20 protein-coding genes, 1 tRNA gene and 1 pseudogene are annotated in these 24198 nt (G+C 43.4%); 17 read left to right on the top strand and 5 right to left on the bottom strand.

What is annotated here, in order from left to right; all coding sequences use genetic code 11:
* Positions 1-261: 261 nt before the first annotated feature.
* The 6 genes from gyrA (at position 262) to B4K26_RS09720 (ending at position 8060) form a co-directional block, all read left to right on the top strand.
* Positions 262-3027 carry a DNA gyrase subunit A gene (gene gyrA / locus B4K26_RS09745; protein ID WP_296245208.1) on the top strand — a complete coding sequence of 922 codons (2766 nt, stop codon included), beginning with the start codon at positions 262-264 and terminating at the stop codon, positions 3025-3027.
* Positions 3028-3224: 197 nt separating this feature from the next.
* Positions 3225-4295 carry an EamA family transporter RarD gene (gene rarD, locus B4K26_RS09740; RefSeq protein ID WP_296245207.1) on the top strand — a complete coding sequence of 357 codons (1071 nt, stop codon included), beginning with the start codon at positions 3225-3227 and terminating at the stop codon, positions 4293-4295.
* A gap of 264 nt (positions 4296-4559) precedes the next feature.
* Entirely contained in the window at positions 4560-5630 is a 1071-nt protein-coding gene (gene rarD / locus B4K26_RS09735) for an EamA family transporter RarD (RefSeq protein WP_296245206.1), read from the top strand.
* A gap of 253 nt (positions 5631-5883) precedes the next feature.
* Complete coding sequence (locus B4K26_RS09730) at positions 5884-6552, top strand: glutathione S-transferase (protein WP_296245205.1); 669 nt, start codon at positions 5884-5886, stop codon at positions 6550-6552.
* An 82-nt stretch (positions 6553-6634) separates the two neighbouring features.
* Positions 6635-6898 (top strand): hypothetical protein, encoded by a 264-nt coding sequence (locus B4K26_RS09725; protein WP_296245203.1) that lies wholly within the window; start codon positions 6635-6637, stop codon positions 6896-6898.
* Between the two features lie 40 nt (positions 6899-6938).
* Entirely contained in the window at positions 6939-8060 is a 1122-nt protein-coding gene (locus B4K26_RS09720) for a ribonuclease Z (protein ID WP_296245202.1), read from the top strand.
* A 14-nt stretch (positions 8061-8074) separates the two neighbouring features.
* Here the strand turns inward: B4K26_RS09720 and B4K26_RS09715 are convergent, their stop codons facing one another.
* Positions 8075-9091, bottom strand: a complete 1017-nt coding sequence (locus tag B4K26_RS09715) for an ATP-binding protein (protein WP_296245201.1) — start codon at positions 9089-9091, stop codon at positions 8075-8077.
* Between the two features lie 69 nt (positions 9092-9160).
* Here B4K26_RS09715 and B4K26_RS09710 point away from each other — a divergent pair, with 69 nt between their 5' ends.
* On the top strand, positions 9161-10141 hold the full coding sequence (locus B4K26_RS09710) for a serine/threonine protein kinase (RefSeq protein WP_296245199.1): 981 nt from the start codon (positions 9161-9163) through the stop codon (positions 10139-10141).
* A gap of 123 nt (positions 10142-10264) precedes the next feature.
* Here the strand turns inward: B4K26_RS09710 and B4K26_RS09705 are convergent.
* The 4 genes and pseudogenes from B4K26_RS09705 to B4K26_RS09695 all read right to left on the bottom strand — a co-directional run bounded on the left by B4K26_RS09705 (position 10265) and on the right by B4K26_RS09695 (position 11246).
* A tRNA-Leu gene (locus tag B4K26_RS09705) sits at positions 10265-10349 on the bottom strand.
* Between the two features lie 213 nt (positions 10350-10562).
* Positions 10563-10778, bottom strand: a complete 216-nt coding sequence (locus tag B4K26_RS09700; RefSeq protein ID WP_296245197.1) for a helix-turn-helix domain-containing protein — start codon at positions 10776-10778, stop codon at positions 10563-10565.
* 109 nt (positions 10779-10887) lie between these two features.
* Positions 10888-10992, bottom strand: a pseudogene (locus tag B4K26_RS12885) (DNA-binding response regulator); the annotation flags it as partial.
* 89 nt (positions 10993-11081) lie between these two features.
* Positions 11082-11246 (bottom strand): hypothetical protein, encoded by a 165-nt coding sequence (locus B4K26_RS09695; protein ID WP_296245195.1) that lies wholly within the window; start codon positions 11244-11246, stop codon positions 11082-11084.
* A 189-nt stretch (positions 11247-11435) separates the two neighbouring features.
* On the opposite strand from B4K26_RS09695, the gene rimO reads away from it, so the two are divergent.
* The 10 genes from rimO (at position 11436) to fabZ (ending at position 24046) form a co-directional block, all read left to right on the top strand.
* A complete protein-coding gene (gene rimO / locus B4K26_RS09690) occupies positions 11436-13031 on the top strand; it encodes a 30S ribosomal protein S12 methylthiotransferase RimO (protein ID WP_296245193.1) in 1596 nt (531 codons plus the stop codon).
* A gap of 205 nt (positions 13032-13236) precedes the next feature.
* The gene (pyrH, locus tag B4K26_RS09685; protein WP_149489717.1) at positions 13237-13962 is read left to right on the top strand and encodes a UMP kinase; all 726 of its coding nucleotides are present in this window, start codon (positions 13237-13239) and stop codon (positions 13960-13962) included.
* A gap of 129 nt (positions 13963-14091) precedes the next feature.
* Positions 14092-14646: a ribosome recycling factor gene (gene frr / locus B4K26_RS09680; protein WP_296245192.1), complete on the top strand. Its 555-nt coding sequence runs from the start codon at positions 14092-14094 to the stop codon at positions 14644-14646.
* 259 nt (positions 14647-14905) lie between these two features.
* Positions 14906-15664 carry a polyprenyl diphosphate synthase gene (gene uppS / locus B4K26_RS09675; protein ID WP_296245190.1) on the top strand — a complete coding sequence of 253 codons (759 nt, stop codon included), beginning with the start codon at positions 14906-14908 and terminating at the stop codon, positions 15662-15664.
* A 193-nt stretch (positions 15665-15857) separates the two neighbouring features.
* A complete protein-coding gene (locus B4K26_RS09670; protein ID WP_296245187.1) occupies positions 15858-16667 on the top strand; it encodes a phosphatidate cytidylyltransferase in 810 nt (269 codons plus the stop codon).
* 121 nt (positions 16668-16788) lie between these two features.
* Positions 16789-17997: a 1-deoxy-D-xylulose-5-phosphate reductoisomerase gene (ispC, locus tag B4K26_RS09665; RefSeq protein ID WP_296245185.1), complete on the top strand. Its 1209-nt coding sequence runs from the start codon at positions 16789-16791 to the stop codon at positions 17995-17997.
* Positions 17998-18120: 123 nt separating this feature from the next.
* On the top strand, positions 18121-19497 hold the full coding sequence (gene rseP, locus B4K26_RS09660; RefSeq protein ID WP_296245183.1) for an RIP metalloprotease RseP: 1377 nt from the start codon (positions 18121-18123) through the stop codon (positions 19495-19497).
* Between the two features lie 261 nt (positions 19498-19758).
* Complete coding sequence (gene bamA, locus B4K26_RS09655; protein WP_296245181.1) at positions 19759-22203, top strand: outer membrane protein assembly factor BamA; 2445 nt, start codon at positions 19759-19761, stop codon at positions 22201-22203.
* Between the two features lie 167 nt (positions 22204-22370).
* Entirely contained in the window at positions 22371-23387 is a 1017-nt protein-coding gene (gene lpxD / locus B4K26_RS09650) for a UDP-3-O-(3-hydroxymyristoyl)glucosamine N-acyltransferase (RefSeq protein ID WP_296245179.1), read from the top strand.
* Between the two features lie 149 nt (positions 23388-23536).
* A complete protein-coding gene (gene fabZ / locus B4K26_RS09645) occupies positions 23537-24046 on the top strand; it encodes a 3-hydroxyacyl-ACP dehydratase FabZ (protein ID WP_296245177.1) in 510 nt (169 codons plus the stop codon).
* Positions 24047-24198 lie beyond the last annotated feature (152 nt).

Raw genomic sequence — 24198 nt, 5'->3', positions numbered from 1 at the left:
AGTCGGCTGTTTTGCTTGATTTTAATGGCTTCTAGAACCCCCTAAATCGGCAAAAATGTGTTAAAATAGCTTCTTTAATTAAACATTACTTTTAACAAAAACCGTATCGCCATTTTCCTATTATTTAGCCTGTTTGATAATGATTTTTATAGACTGTTTATCATGGGTATTGACGCTTTTTAGCGCCTTTATTTTTGTACAACTATCAGCATTTTTAACCGAGCCAAATACTAGAAAAAGAATGTGAATAAAGGAGTGTATATGAGCGACTCGATCAGTCCTATTGCCATCGTGGATGAATTAAAGCAGTCCTATCTGGATTATGCGATGAGCGTGATCGTCTCGCGCGCGCTGCCTGATGTGCGTGATGGATTTAAGCCAGTGCACCGCCGTGTGATGTACGCGATGCATGTGTTGTCTAACGATTATAATAAGCCTTACAAGAAATCAGCACGTGTGGTCGGCGATGTCATCGGTAAATATCATCCGCATGGCGATAGCGCTGTCTATGATGCGATTGTACGAATGGCGCAGGATTTTAGCTTGCGCTATCCGATGGTTGATGGTCAAGGTAACTTTGGTTCGATTGATGATGATCCACCGGCGGCAATGCGTTATACCGAAGTACGAATGACCAAGCTGACCCACCAAATGCTTGCTGACTTGGATAAAGATACGGTCGACTGGGAAGACAACTACGATGGCTCTGAGCGGATGCCGAGCGTCTTGCCTGCGCGTATTCCAAACTTATTGGTCAACGGCGCAACCGGTATTGCCGTCGGTATGGCGACTAATATGGCGCCGCATAACCTGACTGAGGTGATTAATGCGTGTTTAGCGTATGCGCAAAATCCACAAATTTCAGCCGAAGAGTTAATGTCGCATATTTCAGGTCCTGATTTCCCTACAGGTGGTGTTATTTACGGTCGCGCGGGCATTTTAGATGCGTATCGTACGGGAAAAGGCCGATTGCACATACGCGGGCGTTATATCATCGAACCGATGAGCGACACGGGCGTCAACCGTGACCGTGAGCGCATTGTCTTTACCGAAGTGCCTTATCAAACCAATAAAGCCAAATTGATTGAGCGTATTGCTGAGCTGGTGCGTGATAAAAAAATCGAAGGCATTACTGAAATTCGTGACGAGTCTGATAAAGACGGTATGCGTATTGCCATTGATTTGCGCCGCGGTGAAACGGCGGAAGTGATTGTTAATAATTTATTCTTGCAAACGCCGCTTGAATCTAGCTTTAGTATCAATATGGTGGCGCTCGATAACGGTCAGCCGAAATTGTTGACGTTACGCCAACTGATCGCCGCCTTTGTCCGTCATCGTCAAGAAGTGGTGACGCGTCGTACCATTTTTGAGCTGAATAAAGCTCGTATTCGTGGTCATTTGCTTGAAGGTTTGACCGTTGCGCTTGCCAACATTGATGAGATTATCGCAACGATTAAGGCTTCTGCAAACCGTGGCCTCGCTCGTGAGAACTTACTGAATAATACTTGGGGCTCAGGTAGTGTAGTGGCAATGCTAACTGCTGCCGGCAGTCAGTCTGTGCGTCCTGACTTTATCGAAGGCGAAGATCCTAAAGCGCCGTTTGGTTTGATTGATAATCAAGAAAGCTATCGCTTATCACTTGAGCAGGTCAATGCGATTTTAGATATGCAGTTGCACCGTTTGACGGGTCTTGAGCAAGACAAATTGACCGAAGAATACCAAGATTTACTGCGTGAAATCGCTCATTTAGAATCAATCCTTGGTGACTTTGATAAGTTAATGACGATTATCTCGAATGAGATGATTGAGATTCGTGAAAACTTCGGTGATGAGCGCCGCACAGATATTATTGATTCACGAATGGACTTTAACCGTGAAGACTTGATTCCAGAGCAAACCGTTGTAATGACCGTTTCTCGTACCGGTTACGCGAAAACGCAACCGATTGACGATTATGTGGCGCAAAAACGAGGCGGTAAAGGCAAGTCTGCGACCGCAATGAAAGAAGACGATGTGATTGATCATTTAGTCGTGACCTCAACGCATGCAACGGTATTGTGTTTTACTGATAGCGGTCGTGTCTTTAGTCTACGTGGTTTTGAAGTGCCGATTGCTAGCCGCGGTGCTCGTGGTCGACCATTAGTAAATTTAATTGGCTTAAATGCTAATGAAACGGTCACAACGATACTACCAATACCGCAAAATACCGCTGATGTCACCGGACATTTTGTCTTCTTTACCACAGCAAATGGTACGGTTAAGCGTGTCGAGCTTGAGCAGTTCGCCAGTATTCGCTCGAACGGTTTGATTGCTATTGGATTAGAAGACGATGATAAATTGGTGAGTGCTCGTATCACCAATGGTAACCAAGAAGTGATGCTATTTGCTTCGAGCGGCAAAGCCATTCGTTTTGATGAAAACGATGCACGCGTGATGGGTCGTACGGCTAAAGGTGTCCGTGGTATGCGTCTGGCAGATGATGAGTTTATAAAATCGCTGGTGGTTATCGAAGATGATGTCCGCGAAATTCTCATTGCTTGTGAAAATGGCTTTGGTAAGCGTACCTTTGTTGATGAGTTCAATACCCAAAATCGTGGTGGTGGCGGTGTCATTGCGATCAAGACCAGTGAACGTAATGGCGCGCTTGTTCGTGCGACCAAGGTTGAGCCTGAAGACGATATTATCTTAATCTCAGACAAAGGCACGCTCGTTCGTACGCCCGTTGAGCATGTAGCAAGCTCGGGTCGTAATACACAAGGGGTCACGCTGATTCGTCTGTCAAAAGATGAAAAATTGGTAGCAATGGCGCGTGTTGAGCACGAAGAAAGCGACGATGAGTTGATTGAAGTGATGAAAGAAGACGGCATATTTACGATAGAGGGTCAGGAACAAGTCGATATTGATGCCGAAACGGGTGATGAGACGAAGACTAACATCAATGATGTTATCGATATTGCCAATGACTACAAGCTAAAAGACAACATATCGAATGCTGAAATAGATGAAAACACAATCGATGACGAATAAATGTCTTAATGGTTAGCTTTTTAGTTTGGTTAATAATACTGTTCTAGAATAAGCCTCTGACGTCATCGTTGGAGGCTTTTTTTCCAAATACTATTTATCCTTAGAGCGTATTTTCTAGCGCTTAACTTCTAATTGTTAACTTTTTTAAATTTATTATAAATAATTTCCATTAAGCGCTATTTTTTAAGGCCGTTGTTATGCTTACGACCAATCAAACTTTTCAGGGAACCTTAGCGGCAGTATCATCCAGTTTTTTATTCTCGATGATGTTTTTGTTTGGGTTATTTATGCTGCCCTTAACCGGAACGCAGGTGGCGTCATGGCGCATACTGATGATGCTATTGAGTTTGCTCATATTGGTCAGCTTTACTAAGCAGTGGCAACATGTTTTTTATTATCTAAAAACCTTAAAAACGGCGAAAGAATGGCTTATCTTTATCTTGCCGACGCCGATTTTGGGCGGACAAATTTGGTTGTTTATGTGGGCGCCCGTCAATGGATTTGGTCTTGATGTCACTTTGGGCTATTTTTTATTACCGCTGGTGATGATAATACTGGGACGCTTTTTTTATCATGAACATATGAGCACGTTACAGTGGCTAGCGGCATTGTTGGCAGCGTTGGGTATCGGCCACGATATTTGGCAATTTGGCACTGTATCTTGGGTAACGTTATTTGTCTGCTTGGGTTATCCGCCTTACTATCTACTGCGGCGTAAGCTTGCCGTACCGCCGATTACCGGCTTGTTGTCGGACTTGACCTTGCTTACGCCAGTAGTTCTCATTATGCTATATAGCAGTGGTGGTTTTAGCGTGGCGGTACAAAATACGAAATTTTGGTATTTATTGCCGCTACTTGGTGCTTTTAGTGCGCTTGCGATGTCACTGACCATGATTGCCAGTAGTAAATTGCCAGTCTCATTATTTGGCGCGCTAAGCTATATAGAGCCGATGCTATTATTTGTCTTATCTATTACGGTCTTAAGCCAAAGTCTCGATGAGGGCGGCTCGCTATTTATGTATGGCATGATAACTTTGGCGTTATTTATCATGATTGCAGATAGTGTAATGGGTTATCTTCGTCGCCGCCGTGACAACCATTTACAGGGCTACCGCGAGCCGCAAGTGGGCGGCTTTCCACCGCGTCGCCGCTTGATAAATCGTCGTATCGATGGCGTACTAGCCGCGCATCGCTTTCGTAAGATTCGTCGTTATCAAAGAAAACTGAATAGCATACAGCGTAAAATTGAGCAGCTTGACGCCAAGTAAGTCGTCATACTTATAGCGATTAAAGCGACCAAATATAGAAATAAATAGACGGCCTAAGCGAATGTATTGCTTATCTATTCTAACTTTGACATAATGCAGACCATAAAACAAACGCTCTATATTATTAGCATTTATTTCAGCATCATATAGTTAAGCGGTAGATAAAAGCTTCTATAGACAAAAGGCCTCCGACGTTCGCGTCTGAGGCTTTTGTTTTTTTTCGAAATTGCCAAGGACGTGCGCTTATCTTTAAAGGCAGTTTTTATGTTCCCCACCAGTCAGACGTCGCAAGGCACCATTGTTGCTGTGTTAGCAAATTTTTTATATGCAGGGTTGTTTTTATTTGGTCTATTAATGCAACCGTTATCAGGGACGCAAGTGGCTTCTTGGCGCGTACTGATGATGCTATTAAGTTTGGTGTTATTGGTCAGTGTGCTGAAACAGTGGCAGCATATTTTTGATTATTTAAAAACCTTAAAGACGGCAAAAGAGTGGTTTTTATTTATCATTCCCACCCCAATCTTGGGCGCCCAAATTTGGATATTTATGTGGGCGCCTGTCAATGATTTGGGATTAGAGGTGACCTTGGGTTACTTCTTATATCCGATGATTATGATTATTGTGGGGCGCTTTTTTTATAATGAAAGTATGAGTTTGTTGCAATGGCTCGCGACCATTTGTGCCGCTTTAGGTATTGCCTACGATGTTTGGCAATATGGCGCCATTTCTTGGGCGACTTTATTTGTCTGTTTGGGTTATCCGCCTTATTATCTCCTTCGCCGTAAGCTTGCCGTTCCGCCAATTACGGGACTTATCTCTGATTTGGTTTTATTAACGCCTGTGGTATTAGTGATACTACACTTCAGCGGTGGTTTCCAGCTGGCGATGACGACGGATAAATTTTGGTATTTGTTGCCTTTACTAGGTGTTATTAGCACGGCGGCGATGGCGCTAACCATGGTCGCCAGCCAAAAGCTACCCGTGTCGCTATTTGGCACTTTATGCTACCTTGAACCGATATTTTTATTTATCTTTTCCATCACCATTTTGCATCAAAATATCGATGACGGCGGCTCGCTATTTATGTATGGCATGATTGTTGTTGCGCTGCTGATTATGATTGCCGATAGTGCGCTTGGTTATTTGGCACGTAAGCGTCACGACCGCCTGCAAGCGTACAACGAGCCACAAGTGGGCAGCTTCCCGCCACGCCGTCGTCTAAAAAATCGCCGCATCAAAGGGGTTTTGATTGCGCATCGCTTTCGTAAAATCAGAAAATATCAGCAAAAAATAGATAAGATGACGCGCAAAATTGAAGAGTTACATGCTAAATAAGCTTTTTGCGTAAAGACCTTCAATTGAGCTTAGCAGGCGTTGTTTTTCATTATGTTTTTCATTATGTTTTTCATTATTGCTCTACATAGTTTCTGTATTAAAGAAACATTAATTGAGTTATTATCGACAACAAGGTTGCCTTGCTCAATGGTGCTTGACGAGTTACAAAAATGAAATCTGGGCGCAGGCTCTGCCTATTGATATAGGTCTTATTTAAGATTATCGCTTATTCACATTATAACTAGGATGGTTTATGTTACATCTTCATCATTTAGCAAATTCGCGCTCGTTTCGTATTTTATGGCTGTTAGAAGAGCTTGGGCTCGATTATAAATTGACCTGTTATGAGCGCAATAAAGCTTACCGTGCGCCCGACAGTTTAAAAAAAATACATCCGCTCGGTCATGCACCGATATTAGAGGTAAACGACCGTGCGCTCGTCGAATCAGGATTTATCATTGAGTATTTGATTAAGCATTATGATAAAGAGCGCCAATTTAAGCCTACTGATGACAATGAAGCGGCGTGGGATGCTTATACGTTTTGGCTACATTTTGCGGAAGCGTCACTCATGCCGCCATTGGTCATGCGTCTGGTCTTTACCAAAGTGGTTGAGCAGTCGCCGATGCTGATCAAACCTGTGAGCAAAAGCATTCGCAATCAAGTCGAAAAAAGCATGATTAGCAAAAGTTTGGATACGATGCTAGCGATGATAGAGCAGCATTTGCAGGACAACCATTGGTTTGCAGGAGCCGAATTTAGCGCTGCTGATATTCAAATGCATCTTGCGGTTGTGGGCGCTAATGCTGGAGCAGGTTTAGATAGCAGTAAATATGCCAATATATTAAACTGGCTTAAACGCTGTGAAGAGCGTGATGCCTTTAAGCGTGCAGAAGAAAAGGGTGGCCGTTTGAAGTTCTAAAAACTGAAAGTTATCATTACGAATTAATATTAAGATAAAAGGTTTTGTTTATTTATAGACAAAACCTTTTTTAGGATAAAAAATGACAGACTTAAATAAATCGCCTAACAAAAACACCAATGCTGATACTGGCGCTGCTGTTGAACAACCCATTAATACTGCTGAAGGTCATAGCCAGCAAGTTTCTATCAAAGCTTGGTCACAAAAGCTGCTGGTAGTATTGCTCTGTCTTGCCAGTTTTTATGGTGGCTGGAAATCTTATGAGTCCAACATGGTCAATGAATGCACGGCCAATGGCGGGCAAATGATTGAAGGTCAAAGAACCATGTTATGTCAATCGCTATAAAAAATGTCGTTATAAAAAAATTGAGTAAGAGAGGTCGTCTATGTTAAAGCTAACCTTTTTAGGGACCTCAGCGGGCGTGCCGACCAAGCAACGTAATGTCACAGCATTGGCCATTGAGTCTCTTAATCCTTATTCATCAAGCACGCAAAACAGCCATCAGTCTAAAAAATCGCGACCTTGGGTTTTGGTTGATTGTGGTGAAGGCACGCAGCAGCAGTTATTACATACCAAGCTTTCGCTACATCAACTAACGGCTATTTGCATCACCCACGTCCATGGCGACCATTGTTATGGATTACCAGGACTGCTGGCGAGCGCAGCAATGTCGGGACGCTGTGAGCCGTTGATAATTATCGCACCAAAAGCGATTGCGACGCTGCTTGAGGCGATTGCCTTAACCACCGAGTTACATTTCTCATTTCCCATTAATTTTATGGCGATTGAAGATTTTCTGTCTCAGCCAAATGGTGAAAATAAAGCTCAGGTAACTATCGACCTAGACAATCAACATCAGCTGATGATAAATGTTCATCCTTTATCGCATCGTGTTGCGTCTTATGGTTTTGGTATCACGCAAATTATTAGCCACCGTACGCTTAATACCGATAAATTGACCACAGAAGGTATTCCAGCCAGCGCGCTGTGGGGTAAGTTGCAGCAGGGACAAGATGTTATAACAGAAGATGGTCGCCAGCTTTATTCAGCGGATTATGTCGATAATGACAGTCAGCGTACACGAGTAATCGTCGCAGGCGATAACGATACGCCAGACTATCTGAGTGCTGCGGTAATAGATGCCGATTTACTAGTTCACGAAGCCACTTATACCCATGATATTTTAAATAAGATTCAGGCAAAAAATCCAGACTTTGATCCGATGCATAGTAGCGCTCGATTGGTTGGCGAATTTGCGCAAAAAAATGGAATCCAAAATTTAATTCTGACCCATTTTAGCGCCCGTTATCAAAGCTTTGATAACCCAAATAGCAGTACGTCCAATATGTCGCATATTCGACTGGAAGCTGAAAATGTTTATAAAGGCAATTTATGGTTAGCTGCTGACTTTGATCAATATATGGTAAATGGCGCAGTCGATAAATCAGATAAAAAAGAGCATAGCCGCGTACAATATTTAGGTTCTGCACGCGACCATAAAAAATAATTTTTGGCTAATTCTCAAGATTGGCTATCTTCAGCTGCTAATTGAGTCTGTCCTATCCAGTAGCGGCTGAACTGATACGCTACTCGTCCTGAACGTCCGCCACGCTCTGATGCCCAGCGTAAAGCTGCTGCTCTGATATTGTCAGATAGCGTATTGTTGGTTGTTTCAACGTCGTATTTTTTAATGTCTGTTTCTTTAAGGTCTACTTTTTTACCATCACTGTCTTTAACATCACTTTCTTTAGCGTCATTGGTTGAGCCAAGTGTGGGTAAGATAGATAAGTAGTGATGCACGATGTGTAAGTACGTGTTTTGATCCATCGGATGAAAGGACAGCCATAACCCAAAGCGATCAGATAGCGATACCGTCTCGTCAATGGTTTCATAAGGGTTGACCTCATCAGTCTGACCGTTATAAATATTGACATTGTCCTTCATGAGTTGCGGCAAGAGATGGCGGCGATTACTGGTCGCATAAACCAATAGCTTGTCTTGCTCAGAGTCCAGCGCCCCATCTAAGATACTTTTTAATGTCCGATAATTCTCATCCTGACCGTTAAAAGCCAAATCATCACAGTACACCACATAACGACAACCACAATCCGCTGGTAGTGCATTAATGGCGGCCCGAATCTTATCAAGAACTCGCAGATCATCACGGGCGATTTCGATGATACGTAGCCCTTCACTATGATAGGCTTGTAGCAACGCCCGAATCAGCGATGATTTTCCCGCACCGCGTGTTCCTGTCATCAAGACGTGATTGGCTGGATAACCTTTTAAAAACTGTCGCGTGTTTTGTACCAGTTTTGCCTTTTGGGTATCAATACCATGCAAATCATCTAAACTTAAAAATAAATTGACCGCTAGCGGCTCCAAATGACCATGATGACCACCGACCCAGCGATACGCCAACTGCGCAGGATCAATCTTGATAGTCGGCATGACCTGCTCTTCTAGATACTGCTCAAGAATGTTTAATAGATGATCGGGCAGGGCGTAACTCATAACAGGCGTAGTAGATTGGGACATAATACTCGGTCGCTTATAACAGTGAAAATGACAGTTCGGCTAATAAATATACCAAGGCAGTACTTTACCATGAAAAATAGTGCTAGTAATTGCTCTGTAATTCAAGCAAAGACAAAACAAGGATTTGCAAAACAAACCTTGCAAACGGATGCCCAGCAAATTCTACCAGCGCTGACGACTGTGTTCTCAAATTTACAGTATAGTAATATATCACATCGCCGTCTTAGTCAGCAGGGTGTCAGTAGTGGGATTGTTTATCAAGGTTTAACCCGTGCCCAACATCCAAATTTTGGTCAGGTGATGATTAAGTGGCAGTTAAGTACTGATAATCATCGAAACATGGCTGATCTGGCGTATGAAGCTGAAGCGCTAAAATCTATCAGTCAGGTATCGAACAACCAAGTCAGCTTTTTTTCTATTGCCCCGCCACTATTAGCCAGCCACCATTCACAGCTAAAAGTATTAAATAACAATCAGAAACTCACCATTCTTGTCATGCCAGATTATGCCAGTGGCAGTCTCGCGCAGTATTTAAAACAAACACTTAGTGATAGTCAGAAGCATCGTTTTATCGTGCAAACTGCTCATCTAGTAGCCAATTTACATAATGTTGGTTGGCTACATAATGATATTAAGCCAAGTAATATTTTACTAGATAATGCCAGTCTAAGGCTCGATTTATTACTAACAGATTTTGCCTTAGCGCAGCGTTTTGAAGCGTTAAATGTAGAAAATCCTGCCGGAACGCCAGCATATCTTGCGCCTGAACGCTGGCAAGGACAGGGAGCAACGATGCAAAGCGATGTTTACGCATTCGGTATAATGATGTATGAAGTGATAACGGGCGAGCGACCGTTTAGTATTGATAGCCTAAGTAGAGAGCCGTTAAAAGAGTGGGCGACTCAGCATTGTCAAAAGCCAATTCCAAAGTTGCCAGTAGAATATAGTCGCTATCAAGGTGTCATAAATAAAGCATTGGCAAAGCGTGTAAAGAGAAGATATAGAACTATGGAGAAGATACTTTTAGACTTAGAAAATATTGGAAAATGATTTAGCAAACAATTATAGTCCAAAATATAAATCAGCCAAAAATTACATACAAAAATAACAGACACAAAAAAACCTGCTAAAAAGCAGGTTTTAATATTTGGTCTAAGATGTACTATCCGAAAATGGTGGGGCTGGAGAGACTCGAACTCTCACACCTTGCGGCGCCAGAACCTAAATCTGGTGCGTCTACCAATTCCGCCACAGCCCCATTTTCGTTACTCTATCATCAACAGTAGTTAAATTCAAATACCATCTAGATAGCTAACTGATTCGGTAGTGCGTCTCAGTGGTTGGCTATTATATAGAGTTTGAACGGTTTAGCAACCCCTATTTGTGGTTTTTTTTAATTATTTAGCAGTTATTTTTGCTGAGTGTTATAAATATTTGATATTGTTGGCTTTTAATTCCGTGGTTTATAACCTCAATTGTCGTTATTTTGCCCTTCTAATGTTGTAATCTCTAATTGCTGTAATTTACGGGTTAATGTATTGCGGCCCCAACCAAGTAAGCTGGCGGCCGCTATCTTTTTGCCGCCGCTATGATTGAGCGCGGCTTTAAGTAATACACGTTCAAACTCTGGCATTGCTATTTGTAAAATATCGGTTTCACCAGTTTGCAGAGATTGCTTCGCCCACATCGCTAAAGCTTGCTACCAGCTTTGATTGTCATTAGTTTGGCTGACTTACTCGCTCATTATTCGGCTGATAGTTAACGGCTTTATAAATAGTAGCGACCGCATCATTCTAGTCAAATGGCTTCGGTAAATATTCAACTGCACCAGTTTGATAGCTATTGATAGCAGAGGTCAGGTCTGAATGCGCGGTCATAATCACAATCGGCAGCGCAGGAAAATATAGTTGATTAAAAGGGCCAAATGATCATTTAGCAGCGTACTAACGAGTTAATTATGGTCGATAAAGGGCTGCCGGTATTGCTTTGCTTAATGAAAGCGTTCGGTTAAAGCGCCAGTTTGCTCATCGCCGTTATTATTAATGCCACTGTTTTTATAAATGCGGTTGTAGTCATTTTTATCATTATGATTGGTGTGACTTGTTGATTTTAATGCTTCGTGAGCAAGCAGGGCTAGTATTGATTGACCTAGCAAGCGACCACTGCTAATAGCAAAAATTTGCTCGGCTTGGACATTTAGCCAAGTAATGGATAATGCCTCAAGTAGAGAGATATTGGGAATAATATTTAACCATAAATCAATATACTAGCGCGGCAAAACTGGCGATTATCACAAAAAAAACGTACAATGCGCACAGCCAATTTATCTCTAGCAAGGTCAGCCATGCCCAACACTTCTACCAAGTCGACTATTACGACGGTTACTACCGCACAGCCAGCTTCTACATCATCAGTTTCTATGCCAAAAAACACTGCCACTATTTTTAATCCTGCAAAGCCAACTATAGCGCAAGAGCAAAATCAGGCGGACAGTACTCAGCCCTATCACCATAAAGCCAACCACAATCAAAATCGTAGTATTGAACAAAGTAGTGATGCTACGTTAGCCCATTCAGCGACTATTGATGCACCCGTGAACGCCGCGCCAAAGATTGGTTTTGTGTCGCTTGGTTGTCCAAAAGCGCTGGTCGATAGTGAGCGTATTATCACCGAGCTTAGCCGTGATGGTTATCAAGTGGCAAGCGACTATGATGGTGCCGACTTGGTTGTCGTCAACACTTGCGGCTTTATCGAATCCGCCGTACAAGAGTCACTTGATGCCATCGGTGAAGCCATTAGCAAAAATGGTAAAGTGATCGTGACGGGCTGCTTAGGTAAGGAAGCGGAAAAAATCCGTACCATGCACCCAGCCGTGCTATCGGTCACAGGTGCACATGCTTATGATGAAGTGATTACTGCTGTCTCGCAACATGTGCCCAAACCAAAGCGCGATATAGATAGCAACTACGATCCAAAAATAGATTTGATCAATGAGGCGGGGATTAAATTAACCCCAAGCCATTATGCCTATTTAAAAATATCGGAAGGCTGTAACCATCGCTGTACATTTTGTATTATTCCAAGCTTGCGCGGCGATTTGGTTTCGCGTCCGATTGATAGCGTCATGACTGAAGCGCTGGCGCTAAAAAATGCTGGCGTGAAAGAGCTTCTTATCATCTCGCAAGATACCTCTGCTTATGGGTTAGATTTAAAGTATAAAACCAGCTTTTGGAATGGCATGCCGCTTAAGTCAAAATTTTATGACTTATGCCAAGCATTAAATGATTTGGGTATTTGGGTGCGCCTGCATTATGTTTATCCGTATCCACACGTTGATAAAGTGGTTGAGCTGATGGGCGAGAAAAAACTGTTGCCGTATTTAGACATTCCATTTCAGCATGCCAGCCACAGTATTTTAAAGGCCATGAAACGCCCTGCACATAGTGAAAACACATTAGCGCGCATCAGAGCGTGGCGTGAGATTTGTCCTGATATCGTTATTCGTTCAACGTTCGTCGTCGGCTTCCCGGGAGAAACCGAAGAAGATTTCCAGTGCTTGCTTGATTGGCTAGTCGAAGCTCGCCTTGATCGCGTTGGTGCTTTTACCTATTCAGAAGTTGAAGGCGCGGTTGCCAATGATTTACCAAATCATGTCCCTGAAGACGTTAAGCAAGAACGCTATGAGCGTTTGATGACGCTACAACAAGAGATATCCGCACAAAAACTACAAGGAAAAGTCGGCAAAACCTTGATGGTTTTGGTCGATGAAATTGATAGTGAAGAGGGCATTGCGATTTGCCGCAGCTACGCGGACGCTCCAGAGATTGATGGTCACGTTTACGTTGATGAGATTACTGCGCAAGTTAAAGTCGGTCAGTTCCTAACCGTTACGATCGATGATGCAAGCGAGTACGATTTGTTTGCCAGTTATCAAGGCTAGAAGTCGAGAATGATAACTAAGTGAAAATTGCCCAATCGTGGGTGGTTTTTGCTACAATTAGCGCAATTTGGCTTTTTACCCCTTTGTCCTCATTTTTAGCGCTTGTTATGACATTTGGGATACTTTAAAGGTCAAGTTAAAGTCCAACGTAATTTGTGTTTTACCGCTCATTTTAATTATAATTTCATGCTAACAAGGTGACCTCATGTCTGACAAAAACCCGCGTTACTCTCGAATCTTGCTAAAACTTTCTGGCGAAGCCTTAGCTGGTGGTAAGGAGATGGGGATTGATACCGAAGTGCTCGATAAGATGAGCTTGTCTATCGCCCATTTGCGCGGACTTGGGGTCCAAGTCGGTATCGTCGTTGGTGGTGGTAACTTATATCGCGGTGCTCAGCTACAAAAAGAAGGTTTGGTCGGCCGCGTTACAGGTGATCAAATGGGCATGCTTGCCACGGTGATGAATGGTTTAGCGATGCGTGATGCCCTTGAGCGCCGCAATATTAAAACGCGATTGATGTCAGCATTGCCAATTGGCGAAGTCACTGAAAGCTACAGCAGCCGTAACGCCATTCGTTATCTCAAAAACGGCGAAGTTTGTATTTTTGTTGCTGGCACGGGCAATCCGTTCTTTACCACTGATACCGCCGCTTGCCTGCGCGGTATCGAGATCGAAGCGGGCTTAATTCTAAAAGCCACCAAAGTAGATGGCGTTTACGATAAAGACCCAAGCCTCCATGCTGATGCCAAAAAATATGATGGCTTAACCTTTGATGAAGTGCTCGAGCAAAAACTTGGCGTCATGGATTTAACGGCGATTGCTTTATGTCGTGAACACAACGTCCCGCTACAAGTATTTGATATGACTAAGCCTAATGCGTTATTAAACGTTATTATGGGCGAAAATGAAGGTACCCGCGTTTATCATTAAACGCACACTTTAATATGAATAAAAAATCACTGATATCCTAAGTATCAGTGTTTTAATGATTTTATACCTAACAGCTTTATACCTAACAATAATGAATGATTTATCGATAGCGATAAATAAGGATACATGATGATTAAAGAAATTAAGCAAGACGGCGAAGCACGCATGCAAAAAACCCTGGAAGCGCTTGAGACGACTTTTAGTAAAGTTCGTACTGGACGAGCGCATCCGGGCATGTTATCAGGCGTCATGGTTAGCTATTACGGCTCAGATACGCCCTTAAATCAAGTCGCCAGTATCAACGTCGAAGATTCACGCACGTTACTTGTACAGCCATTCGAGCGTACCATGGTACAAGCGATTGATAAAGCCATTCGGGAAGCAGACTTGGGCCTAAACCCAATGACCGCTGACGTCATTCGTGTACCGATGCCAGCATTGACCGAAGACACGCGCCGTGATATGCAAAAGCTTGCCCGCAGTGAAGCGGAAAGCAGCCGTGTTTCTATCCGTAATATCCGCCGCGATATGATGAACGACATCAAAGAGTTGGCAAAAGAAAAAGAAATCTCAGAAGATGACGAGCGCCGCGCCAGTGATGATATCCAAAAAATCACTGACAAATATATCGAAACCATTGATAGCCGCCTGAGCAAAAAAGAAAGCGACTTAATGGAAGTGTAAGTGATCTTTTTTCGTCTCTTCTCTCTCATTAAAAACGACGCGTGAGTGCTATTCTTTCTTAAACAACAGTCAATACTAAATGATGATTGGCTGTTTATTGCCGTATAAACGATAAGCTATTATTTTGCTATAAACCATTTATCAAAACGTTTTTTTGATAAATTTATGTTTTTAATAAAACAATGGCAAATAGGCAATATCTTTGAAAGGCGATAACGTGCGTCTCTCTACTTTATCTAAAATACAAGCAAGTCAGCCTATGTCTATTTCAGATGCTTTAGCCTCCGATCTTCTTCCTCGGCACATTGCCGTCATTATGGATGGCAATAACCGTTACGGTAAAATCAATCAGTTAGGCAAAGGTCAGGGGCATATCGCTGGCAAAGATGCGCTAGACCCTATTGTCGAATACTGCGTTGGGGCGGGCATTGAAGTGCTAACGGTGTTTGCCTTTTCTAGTGAAAATTGGCAACGTCCACCAAGTGAAGTGGCACTGCTCATGCAACTCTTAAGCTTAACCATCAATGAGCAAATACCGCGCATGCAAAAGTATCGCATCCGCTTGCGTTTTGTTGGTGATCGGAGCCAGTTGAGTGAAGAGTTGCAAGCGTTGATGGTGGATGCGGAAGCAAAAACAGCTGACTATAACGCCATGACTTTGGTCATCGCCATCAGCTATGGCGGTCAATGGGATATTGCTCATGCTGCCAAACAGTTGGCAAAACAAGTAGAGGCGGGGCAATTACGAGCTGAAGATATTGATAAAGAAATGCTTGGCGAATATGTGCAATTAGCCGATGCGCCAGCGGTCGATATGTTGATACGAACGGGCGGCGAATATCGTCTATCGAATTTCCTATTGTGGCAATCGGCCTATGCTGAGTTGTTTTTTACCCAAACCTTGTGGCCGGACTTTAAAGTAGAAGAGTTGGCTTCGATGATAGCAGAGTTTGCCCAGCGTCAACGCCGCTTTGGCAAAACCAGCGAACAAGTCGTGACAAAGCAACAAACTCATTAAGGTGGTTGTAAGAGTTGTAGGCAATAACCGCTTTAAAAACGTTTGGTTAAAATGTACTAGAGATTTGAATTACACTTGTTTGGTCAATGATAAGCTGCTTTAATTAGCGTTAATCATGATTAATGGGCTATTATAGAGCGCTGTCATGCTAGATTTTGATCAAACATTTTTCGTTATATAAGGCTCGATAAGTATGTGGCAACGAATTAAGACGGCAATTGTTCTCGTTATTATCGTTGGTGTGGCAATGTTTGCGAGCCAAACGCCTATTTTAATTGCGCCACTGTTGGTATTTGGTGCCATAATTGCGGCTTACGAATGGACCAAGCTGATGCCAAAATGGCAGCAGCCTATATTATTTGTCTTATTAGTTTTAGTTCTGACCTTAACATCCCTTTTCTTTAAAGTCACTTGGCTGTTTTGGTGGGTAGCGTCCCTTATCATCTGGCTAATGGCAATATCTTGGGTTCGAGTGTTTCCCACGCACACCAAATGGTATGGAAAAAAGCTTGCATGGATGGGCGCCATTATATTAACGGCCGCCATTACGGCCATGTTTTACTTATGGCAGCTGTCAGCATGGTGGCTGCTGTATGTGTTCTTATTGGTATGGTGTGCCGATAGTGGCGCTTACTTTGTGGGACGTAAGCTTGGTCGCCGCAAAATGGCACCGAACGTTTCCCCTAATAAAAGTATGGAAGGGCTGGCAGGCGGCCTCGTCACGGGTTTGATTGTCGTTATTGTAATTAGCGTCTTTAAACTACAACTGACTGGCGTTCCATTAATCGCTTTTGTGGCATTATCGGCACTGACAATTTTAGCTTCTGTACTGGGTGACTTGTTTGAGTCGATGCTCAAACGCCGCGCTGATGTCAAAGATTCTGGAACCATTTTACCGGGGCATGGCGGAGTGCTTGATCGCATTGATTCGCTACTATCAGCCACGCCGATATTTGCCCTTGGTTTTTGGATAATACAGTACTTTGGTTTAATCGTCGTATAAGACTAGAGATGATCAAAGCTTTATATGACTAATTTTGAACATCATAAAATAAGCTTTCAGTCTTTTACTTGCTGTTTATTGCTTTATTTCTCATCTAATTTTCACCGTATTATAGGCACCGATGGTTATGACCCAACGCATCGCCGTACTAGGCGCGACAGGCTCGATTGGCGATAGCACGTTAGCAATTCTGGCGGCGCAACCTCAGCTTTATAAAGTTTATGCCTTATCAGGTTATCACCGTTTAGACAAGCTGTTTGCGCTTTGCCAGCAGTTTTTGCCCAAACGCGTTAGTGTGCCAACAGCCGCCGTTGATGATTTTGCTGAGCGTCTTAACGCTGCAGGTCTCGATATTGACGTAGTAGGCGGAGCGGCGGGACTGGTCGATATTGCAACCGACTCGCAAACCGATACTGTCGTTGCTGCGATCGTAGGCGCAGCTGGTCTGCCCTCTACCTTGGCCGCTGCACGAGCAGGCAAGCGTATTTTGCTAGCGAATAAAGAGGCGCTAGTCATGGCTGGGAAGGTGATGATTAATGCCGTAAAGACCCATAACGCTACTTTGCTGCCGCTTGACTCCGAACACAATGCGATTTTTCAATGTTTGCCCTTTGCCATTCAGCAAGATTGTAGCCAAATTCATCAATCAAACCATGGTGTTCGTAAGCTATGGCTTACGGCATCTGGTGGACCATTTTTACAGCAGTCGTTTGAGCAGATGCAGCAAGCAGGTATTGCTGAAGCGGTTAATCATCCAAATTGGTCGATGGGGCAAAAGATATCGGTCGACTCAGCAACGATGATGAATAAAGGGCTTGAGCTGATCGAAGCTTGCCATTTATTTGACTTGTCCGAAGATCAGATAAATGTGGTGATTCATCCACAAAGTATCATTCACTCAATGGTAGAATACAGCGACGGTAGCTTTTTAGCGCAACTTGGCAGTCCAGATATGAAGACGCCAATCGCTCATGCACTTAGCTATCCTGACCGAATCGACAGCGGCTCGCAGCCATTGGATTTATTTGCGTTAAGCGGCTTAGAGTTTGTTAAACCAGATTTACAGAAATTTGCGTGTTTGCGTCTGGCGCGTCAAGCCATGCAAGCAGGCACGCAAGCAACCATTGTATTAAATGCCGCCAATGAGATTGCAGTAGCAGCGTTTTTAAATGGGCAAATTCGCCTCACTGATATTGCTGAGATTAATGAGCAAGCACTGAATGAAATAGAAGTTCCTGTATTAACTGAGACTGCTGACATCAATGATATTTTAGCGATTGATAAAATTGCGCGCCAGCATACCGATACGTTGGTGGCAAAGCTGGCATAATGGTATTAATAATCAATTACTTGACGAAAGTATTTGATAAGTGCTGTACGCAAACAATATTAAAAGTTGTGTTAAGCACTGATGTTGATAAAAAATGCTAAAAGAGAATACTGAGAAGAGATTATGACGTTTTTATTAACGCTGCTTGCGGCCATATTTGTCTTAGGTCCGCTCATTGCTTTACATGAGTGGGGCCACTACATCGTAGCCCGGCTCTGCGGCGTTAAAGTGCTCACGTATTCTATTGGCTTTGGTCCCAAGCTTTTTGGTTGGACGAGTAAAAAAAGCGGCATTGACTATCGCATTTCGGCATTACCGCTCGGTGGTTATGTCAAAATGCTTGATGAGCGTGAAGGTGAGGTGGCCGCAGACGAGCTACATCTAGCGTTTAATCGTCAGCATCCGCTCAAAAAGATTGCAGTGGTTGCCGCCGGTCCTATTATGAACTTTGTCATCGCTATTGCCCTATTTTGGGTGTTATTTATGACCCCGTCTGAGCAATTAGCAACCAAGATTGGTGAGGTTTTGCCGAATACCCCAGCAGCGATGGCACAGTTGCCCGTTGGTGATAAAATCGTTGCTATTGATGGTCATGATGTACAAACGTGGGAAGGTATTAACTATCGTTTGGCGGGACGTATGGGTGAAACCGATCATGTCAGTGTTACCTTGCAATCGCAGCTCCAAACCAATCAAACAACCAAAACTTATCAAGCACCGATTAAAGAATTTATGCAAGGTGACGCCCAAGGCAAAGACGCGTTATCAAGCTTCGGTATGATACCGTGGCAGCCGCAGATTGAGCCAATTGTTGGCGACTTGACCCCTGATGGCGCTGCCAGCCGTCAAGGCTTGCAGGTTGGTGACCGCATCACTGCGATTAATGATAAAGAAATTAAAGATTGGATTAGCTCCACGCGAATCATTCGCGATAATCCTGAGACCTTGCTAAGTTTCACTGTGCTGCGTGATGGCAAACAGGTTCAGTTATCCATCATGCCGCAAGGTAAAAAAGACAATTTAGGTAACGATTACGGGCAAATTGGTGCTATGGTAGCAGAGTCAGAAATCGTCATTCCTGATGTTTACAAAACCACGGTCGTTTACGGTCCTGGTGAGTCTCTGGTGAAGTCGTTTGAGAAGACAGAGCAGTTAGCAGTCATGACCGTCAGCTCAATGGGAAAGATGCTGTCAGGCATGATAGGTTTGGAAAATTTGTCAGGACCGATTACTATTGCAAAAGTCGCCAAACAAAGCTTTGATATTAGCTGGCAGATGGTGTTATCGACGGCAGCGTTGATAAGTTTGAGCCTTGCCGTATTGAATCTTCTGCCCATTCCTGTATTAGATGGCGGCCATATTGTTTATTATCTGATTGAGCTAATACGCGGCAAACCACTCTCTGAAGGCGTGCAAGTGGTCGGCCTAAATATCGGTTTACTCTTGCTGGCAGGTTTCATGGTGTTAGCAATTGGTAATGATATCAGTCGGCTATTTTGACAAAGGTCGTAGCGATTTAACCACTAAGACACGATAGATTAATGGTTGTGCGTTTCTCAATTGCAGATTGTTAAGGCAATACGGCGTTTATTTTATAGCACGGCTACTGTACTAATTCTATTTTTTAGTTTATTTTATGATGCGTTTTATATAAAGTGTCGTGAGTCCGCCCTGAGCGCATGAATAATTGCGCGAAATAGGCTGGACAAGATGTGCTTTTTAACTTAACTTAAGCAAGTTTTTTATTGACGGATAGTGTTTATGCGTACGCCTTTATTTATGAGCGCGGCTGGGTTGCCGTTAGTTGTAGCGATGATGAGTATGCCAGTTCAGGCCGCAGAATTTGTGGTCACTGATATTGGTTTTAACGGTCTACAACGCCTAACTCCTGATAGTCTCTATCCAGTGTTACCTATTACAGTGGGTGATACGGTCAATGATAGTCGCTTGGCCGCCAGTATTAAGGCGCTATATGCGACGGAAAACTTTGCCGATATTCAAAGTCGTGTCGAAGGTGGCAAGCTGCGCTTTGATGTCGTCGAGCGTCCTATCATTGCTGAAGTAAATTTTGAAGGCAATAAACTCATCCCAAAAGAAGGGCTTGAGCAAGGGCTTAGTAACGCAGGCTTGTCTGTCGGCGACGTACTTAAACAGGCCACGCTACAAGGGGTTGCTAACGAGCTCCAACAGCAATATATCAGCCAAGGTTATTACAATAGTAATATTGAAGTCGATCAAACGCTGCTTGATGGCAATCGTGTCAAGCTTGACGTACGCTTTATCGAAGGTAAACCTGCCAAAGTGGTCGATATTAATGTTATCGGCAATAAGCATTTTAGTGATAAAGACATCAAAGACGTCTTTGCCGTCAAAGAGTCCTCTTGGACACGTCTGCTATCTAAGTCTGATCGCTATGCCAAAGAAAAATTGGCAGCCAGTTTAGAAAATCTAAAAGCACTTTATCAGAATGATGGTTATGTTCGTTTTTCCGTGGATAATGCGGTTCTTAATATCAGTGAAGATAAAAGTAGTGTGTTTATCGAAGTTAGCTTAAGCGAAGGCGAGCAATATCAATTTGGCGAAGTCAACTTCTTAGGTAAGCCAACCTTTGATAATAGTGAGCTAAAAGAGCTGGTGGCGTTTGCGCCCAATGAAAAATACTCACAAGCCAAACTTGATGCCACAACGGCCGCCCTTAAGAACCGTTATGGTAATGAAGGTTATTATTTAGCGCAAATCAGACCAGTACCGCGAATCAATGATGAGACCAAAGTGGTCGACGTCGATTATTATATCGATCCTGCGCGTCCTATCTATGTGCGTCGTATCAACTTTACGGGCAACTTAAAAACCCAAGATGAAGTGCTGCGCCGTGAGATGCGTCAGTTAGAAGGCGCGCTTGCCTCTAGCGATAAGATTCAGCTGTCACGAACGCGTTTAATGCGAACCGGTTTCTTTAAAGCGGTCAATGTCGATGTGAAGCCAGTTCCTAATCAGCCAGACCAAGTCGATGTCAATTATACGGTTGAAGAGCAGCCTTCTGGAAGCTCAACGATCGCCGCTGGTTATTCGCAAAGTGGTGGGGTAACTTTCCAGTTAGACTTAACCCAAAATAACTTCATGGGAACCGGTAACCGTGTGAAAGCAGCGCTATCACGTTCTGAAACGCGTGATTCCTATAGCTTGGGTTATACCGATCCGTACTTCACCGAAAACGGCGTGTCGCAAGGTATCAGCGCGTATTATCGTGAAACCAAATACGATGACAGAAACGTTAGTAACTATGTTACCGATGCTTATGGCGCTACGCTTAACTACAGTTACCCAGTAGATGAAACTAAGCGTGTGAGTGCAGGATTAAACGTTGATAAGACAACGGTACGCGGTGGTAACCGTCTTGGTGTGTCAAACGTTCAGCAAATTATTGATGGCGGCGGTACATTTGAAGAGTTTGTGAATGACGATGATACCCCTTCAAATCGTACTGGCTTTAAAAACGACTATCAGACCTATAACTTGCTTTTCGGCTGGGATTACAGCACGCTAGATCGCCCTGTATTTCCAAATAAAGGCATGAGCCATACCGTTGATGCAACGATTGGTCTTGGTGATGAAAGCTATCAAAAGCTTATTTATCGCGGCAATATTTATTATCCTATCTATAAAGACTGGATAGCTCGCGGCTATACTAAGCTTGGCTATGGTAATGATTTGCCATTTTATGAAAACTTCTATGCTGGTGGTTATGGCTCAGTGCGTGGTTATGAGTCTTCAACGCTGGGTCCCAAATCGCAAAGCTACTATGATGCAGTCAACAAAGATGTGCGTTATTCAAAAGATGAAGAAGTTGGGGGTAATGCGCTAGTTAGTTTTGGGACTGAGCTAATTTTGCCGATGCCATTTAAAGGTGATTGGTCAGACCAAGTACGTCCAGTATTATTTGCCGAAGGTGGTCAGGTATTTGATACCACAGATAAAGAAGATCGTACCTTTATCAACCCCGTAACTGGTAATCCTGCCGTAAATGAAGATGGAAGTGAGGTCAAACTCCTTACTCAAGATAATAAATTCCGCTTTAGTGCTGGCTTAGGTGTCACTTGGTATACGCCAATTGGTCCAATTTCACTCAGTTATGCGGTGCCCATCGGGGATAAAGAAGGCGATGAAACTGAAAAGGTTCAGTTCCAAATTGGTAACACCTTTTAGATTAATAAATTCCCATAGCGCGGTTTAATTGCTTTTGTTATGCGAATAAGTAAATTGGCCCGTACTTAAAGTTTAGCTGGTCGTCAAGATGATATCTCAAATTGGCGACCCTCTTATTCATACCACTACTAATCTCAACTATACTAGCAATTATACTAATAGCAACTATGATAACGATTGAGCAACTTATCACTCGGATTGAGCAGCGTCAGCCTGTTCTGAATAAGAATGGCCTTAGCGCTGAACAACTGTGTCTAAAATTAGACAGTATTGGTAATTTAACAACCGCCAACTCGCAGCAGTTAAGTTTTCTAGCCAATCCGCATTATATTCCTAGTTTGTCGAGCAGTCAGGCGGGAGCAGTGCTGATCACGTCAGAACATCAAGACAAGGTCGCAAAAAATGCGATCGCTCTAATCGTTGATGTACCTTATTTGGCTTATGCCAGTGCCAGTCAGCTTTTTGCTCACCAATCGTTGGCTCGTGGTATTCATCCAAGCGCCGTGATAGCCGAAAGCGCGGTTCTTGGCAATGAGGTGACGATTGGTCCTTTTTGTGTCATTGGTGAAAATGTGCAAATTGGCAACCGCAGTGCGCTTAGTGCCAATGTGATCATCGAAGCAAACACCATCATTGGCAATGATTGTGTCCTCAAATCCCAAGTGGTCATCGGGCATGATTGTGTGCTTGGTGACCATGTTAGATTACACGCTGGCGTCAGCATAGGGGCAGAAGGCTTTGGCTTTGCACCCACTAGCAATCCTAGCGTTACTGGCTGGGAACGTATTGCTCAGCTAGGACGCGTGGTGATTGGTAATCATGTGCGAATTGGTAGCCAAACCTGTATCGATCGTGGTGCTATCGATGATACGGTGATTGGCAATCATGTTATCATTGACAACCTCGTACAAGTTGCTCATAACGTTCGTATCGGTGATGGTACGGCCATCGCGGCACAAACTGGCATCGCGGGTAGTACTAGCATAGGTAAGCGCTGTATTATAGGAGGCGCTGTTGGTATTACCGGCCATATTGAGATTGCTGATGATGTGATCTTATCTGGGATGACCATGGTGACTAAATCCATCACCAAGGCCGGTTCGTATTCTTCTGGAACAGCTGCCATGCCAACCGCTAATTGGCGCCGGGCAGCGGTACGTTTTCGCCAGCTTGGACGTGACTAGTACGGTGTGACTGGCACGGCTTGATGAGACTCTGACAATTAATGAGTGATAATAAGTGCTTAGTGCTACGATAAGTATTTACAGAATTTTAAAACACAGCAATGCTTAAAAATAAAGCAACGCTTAGAATATAGCAAGGAAGCGCCATTATGAGCACGACTGATATCGATAGACCGAGTGATGAAGACATCAAAAGCTTAGCAGAACAAGGCTTAACACTCCCATTAACCTATCATACCCTTAAGCATTATCTGCCGCATCGTTATCCATTTTTGCTGGTCGATAAGGTGATATCTTGCACGCCTGGCGAATGTATTACTGCTATCAAAAATGTGACCATTAATGAAGAATTCTTCAATGGCCATTTCCCTGATCAGCCGATCATGCCAGGAGTATTGATGGTTGAATCAATGGCGCAGGTGTCAGGCGTCCTTGGTTTTATTAGTGCAGGATTGACGGTAGAAGACGGTTATTTGTATCTGTTTGCAGGCGTGGATAAAGTGCGTTTTAAGCGCCGCGTCATCCCAGGCGACCAGTTAATTATCCGTGCCAAAACCGTGATGCAAAAGCAGGGCATTTATAAGTTTGATTGTACTGTTCATGTGGAAGACGAGCTTGCTGCTAGTGCACAGATTATGATTGCTCGTCAGGGACAATAAGATAGAATAATTGGTATTGAATGACAAGTTGTAAGATGAGTTAAAACTTGTCCTCGATAGAGCATCGCTAATAAAATAGTGAGAATCATGTCTGTATTTTAGGCAAAATCATATTCGTAAACGTAGTTACATTTTTAACAACAGTTGTATTT

It is taken from the genome of Psychrobacter sp. UBA6766, assembly GCF_002453355.1.
Lineage (GTDB): Bacteria > Pseudomonadota > Gammaproteobacteria > Pseudomonadales > Moraxellaceae > Psychrobacter.
The sequence above is the reverse complement of the archived record's forward strand: the minus strand, read 5'-3'. Positions and strand labels throughout refer to the sequence as shown.

Coding starts and splice junctions, on each gene's coding strand:
- uppS (WP_296245190.1), top strand. CDS start 14,906: ATGTCTATTTCAGATGCTTTAGCCTCCGATCTTCTTCCTCGGCACATT.
- B4K26_RS09700 (WP_296245197.1), bottom strand. CDS start 10,778: ATGTGGGCGAAGCAATCTCTGCAAACTGGTGAAACCGATATTTTACAA.
- B4K26_RS09715 (WP_296245201.1), bottom strand. CDS start 9,091: ATGTCCCAATCTACTACGCCTGTTATGAGTTACGCCCTGCCCGATCAT.
- frr (WP_296245192.1), top strand. CDS start 14,092: ATGATTAAAGAAATTAAGCAAGACGGCGAAGCACGCATGCAAAAAACC.
- B4K26_RS09730 (WP_296245205.1), top strand. CDS start 5,884: ATGTTACATCTTCATCATTTAGCAAATTCGCGCTCGTTTCGTATTTTA.
- rarD (WP_296245207.1), top strand. CDS start 3,225: ATGCTTACGACCAATCAAACTTTTCAGGGAACCTTAGCGGCAGTATCA.
- rseP (WP_296245183.1), top strand. CDS start 18,121: ATGACGTTTTTATTAACGCTGCTTGCGGCCATATTTGTCTTAGGTCCG.
- rarD (WP_296245206.1), top strand. CDS start 4,560: ATGTTCCCCACCAGTCAGACGTCGCAAGGCACCATTGTTGCTGTGTTA.
- B4K26_RS09720 (WP_296245202.1), top strand. CDS start 6,939: ATGTTAAAGCTAACCTTTTTAGGGACCTCAGCGGGCGTGCCGACCAAG.
- fabZ (WP_296245177.1), top strand. CDS start 23,537: ATGAGCACGACTGATATCGATAGACCGAGTGATGAAGACATCAAAAGC.
- rimO (WP_296245193.1), top strand. CDS start 11,436: ATGCCCAACACTTCTACCAAGTCGACTATTACGACGGTTACTACCGCA.
- ispC (WP_296245185.1), top strand. CDS start 16,789: ATGGTTATGACCCAACGCATCGCCGTACTAGGCGCGACAGGCTCGATT.
- lpxD (WP_296245179.1), top strand. CDS start 22,371: ATGATAACGATTGAGCAACTTATCACTCGGATTGAGCAGCGTCAGCCT.
- B4K26_RS09710 (WP_296245199.1), top strand. CDS start 9,161: ATGAAAAATAGTGCTAGTAATTGCTCTGTAATTCAAGCAAAGACAAAA.
- bamA (WP_296245181.1), top strand. CDS start 19,759: ATGCGTACGCCTTTATTTATGAGCGCGGCTGGGTTGCCGTTAGTTGTA.
- gyrA (WP_296245208.1), top strand. CDS start 262: ATGAGCGACTCGATCAGTCCTATTGCCATCGTGGATGAATTAAAGCAG.
- B4K26_RS09670 (WP_296245187.1), top strand. CDS start 15,858: ATGTGGCAACGAATTAAGACGGCAATTGTTCTCGTTATTATCGTTGGT.
- B4K26_RS09725 (WP_296245203.1), top strand. CDS start 6,635: ATGACAGACTTAAATAAATCGCCTAACAAAAACACCAATGCTGATACT.
- pyrH (WP_149489717.1), top strand. CDS start 13,237: ATGTCTGACAAAAACCCGCGTTACTCTCGAATCTTGCTAAAACTTTCT.